Origin of the sequence: Corallococcus aberystwythensis (assembly GCF_003612165.1) — a bacterium.
Classification (GTDB): Bacteria; Myxococcota; Myxococcia; order Myxococcales; family Myxococcaceae; genus Corallococcus; species Corallococcus aberystwythensis.
Window position 1 is genome coordinate 1 of sequence record NZ_RAWK01000360.1, and the last position, 7,926, is coordinate 7,926.

The 7,926-nt window shown below is 70.3% G+C and carries 10 protein-coding genes; 2 read left to right on the forward strand and 8 right to left on the reverse strand.

All coding sequences use genetic code 11. The annotated features are described in order from the left end of the window. A partial coding sequence (locus tag D7W81_RS37450) for a hypothetical protein (protein WP_147445761.1) occupies positions 1-521 on the reverse strand: 521 nt, incomplete at its 3' end. A gap of 176 nt (positions 522-697) precedes the next feature. On the opposite strand from D7W81_RS37450, the gene D7W81_RS37455 reads away from it, so the two are divergent. Continuing rightward, positions 698-1,081, forward strand: a complete 384-nt coding sequence (locus D7W81_RS37455) for a hypothetical protein (protein ID WP_120560162.1) — start codon at positions 698-700, stop codon at positions 1,079-1,081. An 8-nt stretch (positions 1,082-1,089) separates the two neighbouring features. Here D7W81_RS37455 and D7W81_RS37460 read toward each other — a convergent pair whose 3' ends face one another. The 4 genes from D7W81_RS37460 to xerD form a co-directional block, all read right to left on the reverse strand. After that, positions 1,090-1,533, reverse strand: a complete 444-nt coding sequence (locus D7W81_RS37460; RefSeq protein ID WP_120560163.1) for a PAS domain-containing protein — start codon at positions 1,531-1,533, stop codon at positions 1,090-1,092. Between the two features lie 139 nt (positions 1,534-1,672). After that, positions 1,673-2,416: a glutathione S-transferase family protein gene (locus tag D7W81_RS37465; protein WP_120560164.1), complete on the reverse strand. Its 744-nt coding sequence runs from the start codon at positions 2,414-2,416 to the stop codon at positions 1,673-1,675. Between the two features lie 101 nt (positions 2,417-2,517). Then, a complete protein-coding gene (locus tag D7W81_RS37470; RefSeq protein ID WP_147445762.1) occupies positions 2,518-4,047 on the reverse strand; it encodes a hypothetical protein in 1,530 nt (509 codons plus the stop codon). A gap of 213 nt (positions 4,048-4,260) precedes the next feature. Then, positions 4,261-5,199 (reverse strand): site-specific tyrosine recombinase XerD, encoded by a 939-nt coding sequence (gene xerD, locus D7W81_RS37475; protein WP_120560166.1) that lies wholly within the window; start codon positions 5,197-5,199, stop codon positions 4,261-4,263. A 131-nt stretch (positions 5,200-5,330) separates the two neighbouring features. On the opposite strand from xerD, the gene D7W81_RS37480 reads away from it, so the two are divergent. Further along, a complete protein-coding gene (locus tag D7W81_RS37480; RefSeq protein ID WP_147445763.1) occupies positions 5,331-5,645 on the forward strand; it encodes a hypothetical protein in 315 nt (104 codons plus the stop codon). A 32-nt stretch (positions 5,646-5,677) separates the two neighbouring features. On the opposite strand, the gene D7W81_RS37485 is transcribed toward D7W81_RS37480, so the two are convergent. From D7W81_RS37485 to D7W81_RS37495, 3 genes are all read right to left on the reverse strand, one after another. Further along, positions 5,678-6,613 carry a hypothetical protein gene (locus D7W81_RS37485; protein WP_244227701.1) on the reverse strand — a complete coding sequence of 312 codons (936 nt, stop codon included), beginning with the start codon at positions 6,611-6,613 and terminating at the stop codon, positions 5,678-5,680. Between the two features lie 74 nt (positions 6,614-6,687). Next, positions 6,688-7,308, reverse strand: a complete 621-nt coding sequence (locus tag D7W81_RS37490; RefSeq protein WP_120560169.1) for an L-threonylcarbamoyladenylate synthase — start codon at positions 7,306-7,308, stop codon at positions 6,688-6,690. Positions 7,309-7,359: 51 nt separating this feature from the next. Beyond that, on the reverse strand, positions 7,360-7,926 hold a 567-nt coding region (locus D7W81_RS37495; protein ID WP_208721622.1), incomplete at its 5' end, for a cation:proton antiporter domain-containing protein.

Sequence of the window (7,926 nt, forward strand, 5' to 3'; positions counted from 1 at the left end):
ACCCCCACCAGCGTCTCCCCCTCGGTGTAGTCGACGATGAGGCCCACCGGCACGGCCCGCATGAAGCGCGACGCGTAGCGCTGCGCCATGAGGTGCAGCGTGGACGTCTGCTGGTGCAGGAAGCCCACGCGCGCGTTGAGCAGCTCTCGCCTGAGCAGCTCCAGGAGGTGGCTCCACAGCCGCTCGTGCTCGGCGCGGTCCATGGCGGTGCGCCGGATGGGCAGGGCCAGGGAGAGCCCCGAGTCCAGGGAGTCCCGCCCCGGCTTGCACCACAGCCCCGTGTGCCAGAGGAGCGTGCCCTGGTCGTCAAACTCCCCCAGGCTGAGCAGCGCGCCGGCCCTCCAGAGCCGCGAGGCCCCTCCAGGCTCATGGAGGAAGCGGTAGGAGTAGCTCCCGGCGTAGCGCGCGTGGAGCAGCTCGCGCAGCGCGGGCTCATCGGCCTCCGCCAGCCAGCGGGTGTGCTCGCTGGGCTGGGCGGCCCGAAGGCCGTCAAAAGGGGTGGCGGCGCGTTCCCGGCACATGGAGTGTCAGCAATGTACCAACAGGGCCCGCCGGGAACCCCTCTCCTTCCCAAGGGCGCATTCCCACTGGGGAAAGTGGCCGGGAATCAGCAGGAGGTGGAACCCGGGCGCCGGTTTCCCAAACCGCGGGCCATGGGTACCCAGAATGGGGGAAGCCCGGCGAAGGAGCGCGGACCATGGAGCAGGCAGCCCGTGAGCGGATCACCCTGGTGGAGGTGCTCGAACGGACGGCGCCCTACGACGTCTTCACCGCGACGCTCCAGGCCGCCGTGCAGCGGCTGGAAACCGAAGGCGTCAGCACCCTGCTCAGCATCCAGTTCCACGCCCGTCCGGAGGACACGGAGGTCGGCGCGGTCATCACGTTCGCGGACTCGCGCCGGGTCATGGAGCACATCCGGATGATCTCCGGCTGGCCGGAGTTCAAGGCGCTCCTCGGCGTCGCGAGGCCCGTGGACGTGCGCGTCTACGGGCGGCTGGGCGAGGAGGCGCAGGCCTGGCTCCGGACGATGAACGTCGTGAGCAAGGTCTTTGAAAGCCCCGTCGCGGGCTTCGTGCGCTGAGGGCGGCTTCAGCGCTCGCCGGGCATCTTCTTGTCGGACACCAGCACCCAGACCGAGTCCGTCTTGTCGCTGTAGAACAGCGTGATGGCCACGTGACGCGCGCCGTGCACGAAGCGGAAGACGAAGCCGAACGTCTGGTAGAGCTTCTTCGCCCGCACGCCCTCCTGGAACAGGCCGAAGAACTGACGCACGCGCGTGCACGGCGCCACGTCGTAGAAGAAGTTCTTGCCGATCTGCTCGCGCGCCTGGATGCGCGCCAGCGACGCCTCGGTCCGGTTGAACTTGAGGATCCGGCCCTGCCCGTCGAGCTGGATCATCCCCAGGGGGAGGTGATCCAGTTCCACCTCCGACATGTTGTCGACCCGCTGGATGAGCGCGTCGAGCGACTCACTCGTCGTCGCTTGAAGGGGAAAGGGTTCACCAGTGGGGGGCGTGTGGGGGACGGGGTTCATGCGAACACCGTAAGAGAAGTCAGGAGCGGCACGCCCATGCGCTGGCGGTGTCCAACGTTTGATCGTTGGGTGGTGTGCTCCCTGGGGCACCCGACCCTCCGCTATCGGACGGAAGGATTGGACGAGCGCCCTGCTTGCTTCAGCTCGCGGCGCGCAGGGGCACGCTCGTGGTGCGGGTGGCCACATCCACCCGTCCCAGCCACGCGCTCAACCGCGGGCGCCGGTCCACCTCCGCGCCCTGCCACGGCGTGAGCGGCGTCCGCAGGCTGTGCAGCTGCGCGAACAGGGCCAGGTCCGCCACGCTCAGCGCGCCTGAAAGCCAGAAGCCCTGCTCCGGTGCCCGCGCGTCCAACTGGTCCAGCAGCATCCCGAACCGGCGCCAGCACGCCTCCGGGCCCGCGCGCCAGACGTCGCGCGCCACCAGGCGCTCCACCTGCTTGCGCCGGATGAGCGTGGGCACCACCGCGCGCACCGGCGCCGGCATGAAGTGGAAGAACGCGGCGCGGGTCCTGGGCCAGTTGCGGTCATCCGCCCAGCGCGCCGCGACCAGGAAGCCGTTGAGGGACGTGTCCGCCAGCTCCTCCCAGAGCAGCGCCTCCGGCGAGGCGTCGATGCGGCCCGGCGCCAGCTGCTGGATGCGGGCGAGGATGGCCGTGGAGTCAGGCACCGCCTCCTCCCCCACCAGCAACACCGGCACCTGTCCGGTGGGGTTGTGCGCGCGGTGCGTGGCCGGGTTGTCCGCGCAGCCGCGCGCATAGGGCAGCCCCGCGTACTTCAGGGCACGGTGGGCCTTGAGGCAGAAGGGCGAGTAGCTCTCGATGCCGGGCAGGCCAGGGTCGGCCAGTTCCAGCAGGGTCAGGGGACGCGGTGCGTTCGAGGTCATGAAGCCACCGTATGCCCGGTCCGTGACAGCCCCATGTCAGGATAGTGGAGCGCGAGGGGGCGATGCTCCGCCCTCCCCCGCGCTCCCTGGACGTCACCGGCCTACTGGCCGTTGTACTTGAGGTCGCGCGGGTTGACGGACGGCTTGCCGCGGACGAGGTCTGCGGCCTCGAAGTCCTTCATGCCGCTGTTGCCCTGCGTCGCCGCCTGCCACGCCGGCAGCGACTTGAAGGCGAACACCATGTCGAAGTCCATGGGCACCGTCCCGGGATCCAGCGGCACGCTGCCCGGGTTGTCCTGGAACCACTTCATCCAGGCCGGAGAACCGGGCGGCTCGAGGACCAGGGCGTCGTTGTTCGGCCCCACGACGGTCGGCGGCATCGTGGTGGTGGGCAGGAGGAAGGTCTTCATGGGCCACTCGGCCACGCTGTGGCAGCTCATGCACGACGAGGCCTGCACGGCCGGAACGATCTGGCCGTTGATGGAGGCCGGAGCCACCACCGCGCCGTCATTGGGGCCGGACAGGCGGCCCCCCCACCCCAGCGTCGCCGTGGAGTACGCGGGCGCCGCGGGGTTGATGACCGTCTCCTGCAGCGGCTGGGTCGGGTTCTGCGTGGAGTTGACGTTGGGATCATCCCCCCACATCGCGCCCAGGGGGATCATCTTGTCCCACGCGCTGCCGGGCACGCGCATGTCATAGACGAGCGTGGAGAACACCCAGCCCGTCTTGGGCGCCGTCTTCGTGTCCTTGACGATGATGTCGAACTGCATCACCGACGCGTTCATCACCTGCGGCTTCGCGTTCGTGGGGCCGTTGGGCGGCGGGACGTAGACAGGCCACAGGGCCGCGCCCTGCATCACCGGCCAGTCCTTCGCCAGCGCGCTGGTCAGCGCCACCTTGATGACGATGGACCCTTCCGGGAACTGCGCGGACGTGTTGGTGAGCGTGGGGTTCATGGCCGTCTTGCCCCACACCTGCCCCAGCGCGTACGCCGAGACCTTGTCGTAGTAGGTCAGCACGTACGTCGTCATGTCGACCTTGAGGCCGGACGCGGCGAAGGTGGCCGCGGGGAACTCGGAGCCCACGTAGGTGCCGTGGATGCTCTCGCGGATGGAGGCGAGCCACGGCTCGTTGTACCAGCCCGCCTTCGCCGCATCCCACTGGGGATAGTTGTAGAGCAGCGTCTGCATGGACGGCGCGATGTAGGCCTTCAGCGCGTTGACGTACGCGAGCGCGTTGGCCTTGGAGATGGGCTGCCCCTTGAGCGCGGCGATCCACGGCGGATTGGCGGGCGGCGCCACGGGCGTCTGCGGATAGTCGTGGCTCAGGCTGAACATCGGGCCCTGGTACTGCCAGGACGGCGGCACATTGCCGTTGTTGTCCGCGAAGGGGTTCGCGTTCACGGAGTTGCGCTCGAACGCCTGGCGGGCCACGGCGAACGGCGTGCGGACCTTCGCGCTGTCAGCGGGCGCGGTGGCGGAGGCAGGCACCACGTTGGCGGTGGGTGCCTTCTTGGGGGGCTTCGCTTCGGCCGCGTCGGCCTCTGGCAGCTTGCAGCCGGACAGCGACAGCGCCACGCAGCCGGTAAGGCCCAGGACGCCTGACATCAGGGATTGGCGAGAACGCTTCATGGACGCGCAGTCCTTCGACAGGGGAGCGGACTTCATGTCCACCCGCCTGCGTCCTGCACTGCACACGGCGATCCAATTCCCCGGAATGCCTCGCTTGCCCTGGGAATGGACTGCCAGCGGCGTGAGCGCGGGGCCTCGACGCGTCTTCACCGCAAGCGATTGCGTCCCCTGGCGACGCACGCCCCGCCCCCTCCCCCGGGTCCAGGGTCCACCTCACCCCGGAGCGGCGGGGCGCTTGCGCGCGGTGGGCTTCGGCTTGAACGCGTCGCTGCGCGGGTGGAACTCGTCGTAGACCTTGCGCAGCCGCGCGCTGTTGACGTGCGTGTAGATCTGCGTCGTCGCCAGGTCCGCGTGGCCCAGCATCTGCTGCACCGCGCGCAGGTCCGCGCCGCGCTCCACCAGGTGCGTGGCGAACGAGTGCCGCAGCTTGTGCGGCGACAGCGGCTTCAGGATGCCGGCCTTCAGCGCGTAGCGCTTGAGCAGCTTCCAGAAGCCCTGCCGCGTGAAGCCCTCGCCGCGCGGCGTGACGAACAGCGCCTTCGACTCGCGCTTGCCCAGGAACTCCGGCCGCGACCGGGCCAGGTACTCCTGGACCTTCTCGATGGCCACGCGCCCCAGCGGGACGATGCGCTCCTTGGAGCCCTTGCCCTTGGTGATGAGGTAGCCGGCCGTGAGCTGCACGTTGTTGAGCTCCAGCGTGCACAGCTCCGTCACGCGCAGGCCGGTGGCGTAGAGCACCTCCAGCATGGCCTTGTCGCGCAGGCCCGTGACGGTGCGCTCGTCGGGCGCGGCCAGCAGCTGCTCCACCTCCTCCAGCGTGAGGAACACGGGCAGCTTGCGGGGGGACTTCGGCGTGTCCACGTCCTCCGTGGGGTCCTTGTCCGCCAGCCGCTCCGCCACGAGGAAGCGGTGGAACACGCGCAGCGCGGCCAGGTGCCGTGCCTGGCTGCGGCGCCCCAGGCCCTGCTTGCCCAGCGTCACCAGGTGCGCGAGCACGTCCGCTTGCGTGACGCGCGCCACGTCCTCCTTGCCGCGCGAGCGCAGGTCCTCGAAGTACACGGTGAGGTCCGCCGCGTAGGCGTCCACCGTCTTGCCGGACAGGCCCCGCTCCGCGCGGATGAAGGCGATGAACGCGTCGAGCAGTCCTTCCATGGTCCGAGGGAGGCTACCGGACGCGCGCTCCAGGGCAACTCCCTGACGGTCCCCCACCCGCCACGACGTTGCCTTCCACCCGGCAGTGGAGACACCCTGCGTCCAGGTCCCCCGGACAAGGAGCAGTGACGATGCGTGCACAGGCATGGATGTGGATGGCGGTCCTCACGCTGGGCAGCGTGGGCCGGACGGCGCTGGCGCAGCAGCCCGCGCCCACGGCGGCGGCGGAGAAGTCCCGGGAGGGCAAGGTGAAGAGCGTCAGCCCGTCCAGCATCCAGCTGGAGGGCGCCACCCCGTCCGCCCCGCCGCTCACCTATGTGGTGGACACGTCGAAGCCCCAGCTCAAGAAGACCCTGGAGGGCATCAAGGCCGGGGACTCCGTGAAGCTGACCTATGCCCCCAACGACGTGGGCGCCAAGGTCGTCACGAGCGTCGAGAAGCGCTGACGCCCCGGCGACGGGCGGGCCCCCCGCGCGCCTCACGCGTGGGGTTCCGCCGAGGCCTCCTGGGCGTGCGCGCGCTCCAGCGCCTCCACCACCCAGGGCCAGCCCACCAGGATGTTGCCCGGCGAGCGCAGGCACGCGTCCGCCACCGCCAGCACCTCCGCCGGCCGCGAGCGCACCGCCAGCGCCAGGTGCCGGCCCAGGAACGGGTGCGGCAGGTAGCTCAGGTTGTGATGCCGCACCGGCACCCATCTCAACGTGGGCTTTCCGGTGAAGCGCTCCACCGCGTACGCCACCGCCTGCGCCAGCACCTCCAGCGCGTAGAACGGCAGCCGGAACGCGCACATCAGGAAGGCCACCAGCGCGCTCGCCGCCACCGCGCCCGCGAAGGACACCGACGAGGCGCTGCTCCACACCAGCATGGGCACGAGGCTCGTCGCGATGGCCGCCACCTGCACGTTGCGCACGGACGGCCCGCGCCCGCTGGCCAGCCCGCCGATGCTCCCCGCGGACAGGCCGGACACGATGCCCAGGCACAGGCCCACCGTCATCGCCGCGCCGCCCCCGGACTCCGGCCCGAAGGCGCCGCCCGCCGTGGCGTGCAGCCCCGCCAGCATCGACACGCTCGCCAGCGAGCCCAGCAGCACCCCCGACGCGAGCCCCGACACCAGCGCCACCACCAGCCCCACCGCCGAGCACAGCGCCGCGGAGACCAGGTACACGCCGCGCATCGGCACGCCCATCAGCCGCAGCCCCAGCCCCGCGAGCACCGTGAGGCTCGGCGACAGCACGACGAGCAGCAGCAGCATCCGCCCCACGTAGGCCCCCGCGGCGCGGCCCCCTTCCGCCTGCTCGCGCCACAGCTGCCCGATGCGGCCCGCGGGCGAACGGATGCCCGCCTCGCGCAGCCGGTAGTGCAGATCAATGGGCCGAAGCACCAGCAGGCCCAGCAGCGCGAGCGCGCCCGGCACCCGCTCCGGTAAGTCGACGACAGGCGTTGCTGGAAGCTCCCCCTCGGCCAAGGTTTTCCCCTCTGGAAAGGATTTCAGGACTCCAGACTACCCTTGCCTTGCCTCAGGATTTCAAGCGTATCGCCTATCAGTGAAACCACCGTGGACGGCTCGTTCAATGTCACTCCGCCGTCAAGAATGAGATCCAGCCCGTGCCCCAGCACCGTCTTGATGTCCCGCGCGTCGGAGAGGACCGTACCGTCGGTGTGGGTCGCCGAGGTGGTGATGAGCGGGCGGCCGAGCGCTTTCGCCAGCTCCCTGGGCAGGGCGGCGTCCGGCACGCGCAGGCCCACCTGCTTCTGCTTCGTCATCATCACCTCCGGCACCAGGCGCGTGGCCTCCAGGATGAAGGTGAAGGCGCCGGGCGTGAGCCCCTTCATGGCGCGGTATGCGAAGTTGCTCACGTGCGCGTAGCGGGCCACGTCCGACAGGTCCGGGCACAGGAGCGACAGGGGCTTCTTCTTGTCGCGGCCCTTGAGCTGGTACAGCCGCTCAATGGCTTTCTTTGAATTCAAATCACAGCCGAGCCCGTAGTACGTGTCCGTGGGATAGGCGATGACGCCGCCCTTCTCCAGGATCTCCACTGCCCGCGCGACCTGGCGGGGCGAGGGATGATCCACGTCCACCTCGAGGATGGGGGCGGCGGCGGCGGGCATGACGGGGAGCTCCTGGGAGAGTCCACCCCGGATGTGAGGGGTGTGCCCCCACTATGCGCCGCCGCCCGCCTCTTCCGCACGGATTTCGCCACTGCCCAGCAGGGCGCGGCGGGTGAGCACCGGCCCCACCAGTTCGTGCGCGGTGATCATCGCGACGATGAGCACCTCCACCTGCGGCCCGAAGGACGGGAAGGTGCGTGACACCAGCGCCGCCAGGCCGAACGTCACGCCCGCCTGGGAGATGAGCCCCATCCACAGGAAGCGCTTGAGGCGCGGGTCGTCCGCGGGCGCGAACTTCCGGCACGCGCCCCAGATGGCCAGGCCGCGCAGCGCCACGAGCAGCAGCGCCGCCGGCCCCACGGTCACCAGCGCGTCCAGCTTCAGCCCGGCCCCCGCCGCGGCGAAGAAGAGCGCGAACACCGGCAGGCCCGCCTGGTTGATGGCTTGATGGATGCGCCGGCCCTCGCGCTCGTCCAGGTTCGCGATGAGCGCCCCGGCCGCCAGCGACACCAGCAGCGGTGACAGGTGCAGCCGCGCCCCGCCCTCGGCCGCCGCGAACGACAGGCCCACGAGGAACAGCGGCAGCTCGCGGTTGACGCCCCGCATGTACAGCAGCAT

Bases quoted from the DNA above. Each gene is read 5' to 3' on its own strand.
- D7W81_RS37455 (WP_120560162.1), top strand. From the start codon at position 698: ATGGAGCAGGCAGCCCGTGAGCGGATCACCCTGGTGGAGGTGCTCGAA.
- D7W81_RS37460 (WP_120560163.1), bottom strand. From the start codon at position 1,533: ATGAACCCCGTCCCCCACACGCCCCCCACTGGTGAACCCTTTCCCCTT.
- D7W81_RS37465 (WP_120560164.1), bottom strand. From the start codon at position 2,416: ATGACCTCGAACGCACCGCGTCCCCTGACCCTGCTGGAACTGGCCGAC.
- D7W81_RS37470 (WP_147445762.1), bottom strand. From the start codon at position 4,047: ATGAAGCGTTCTCGCCAATCCCTGATGTCAGGCGTCCTGGGCCTTACC.
- xerD (WP_120560166.1), bottom strand. From the start codon at position 5,199: ATGGAAGGACTGCTCGACGCGTTCATCGCCTTCATCCGCGCGGAGCGG.
- D7W81_RS37480 (WP_147445763.1), top strand. From the start codon at position 5,331: ATGCGTGCACAGGCATGGATGTGGATGGCGGTCCTCACGCTGGGCAGC.
- D7W81_RS37490 (WP_120560169.1), bottom strand. From the start codon at position 7,308: ATGCCCGCCGCCGCCGCCCCCATCCTCGAGGTGGACGTGGATCATCCC.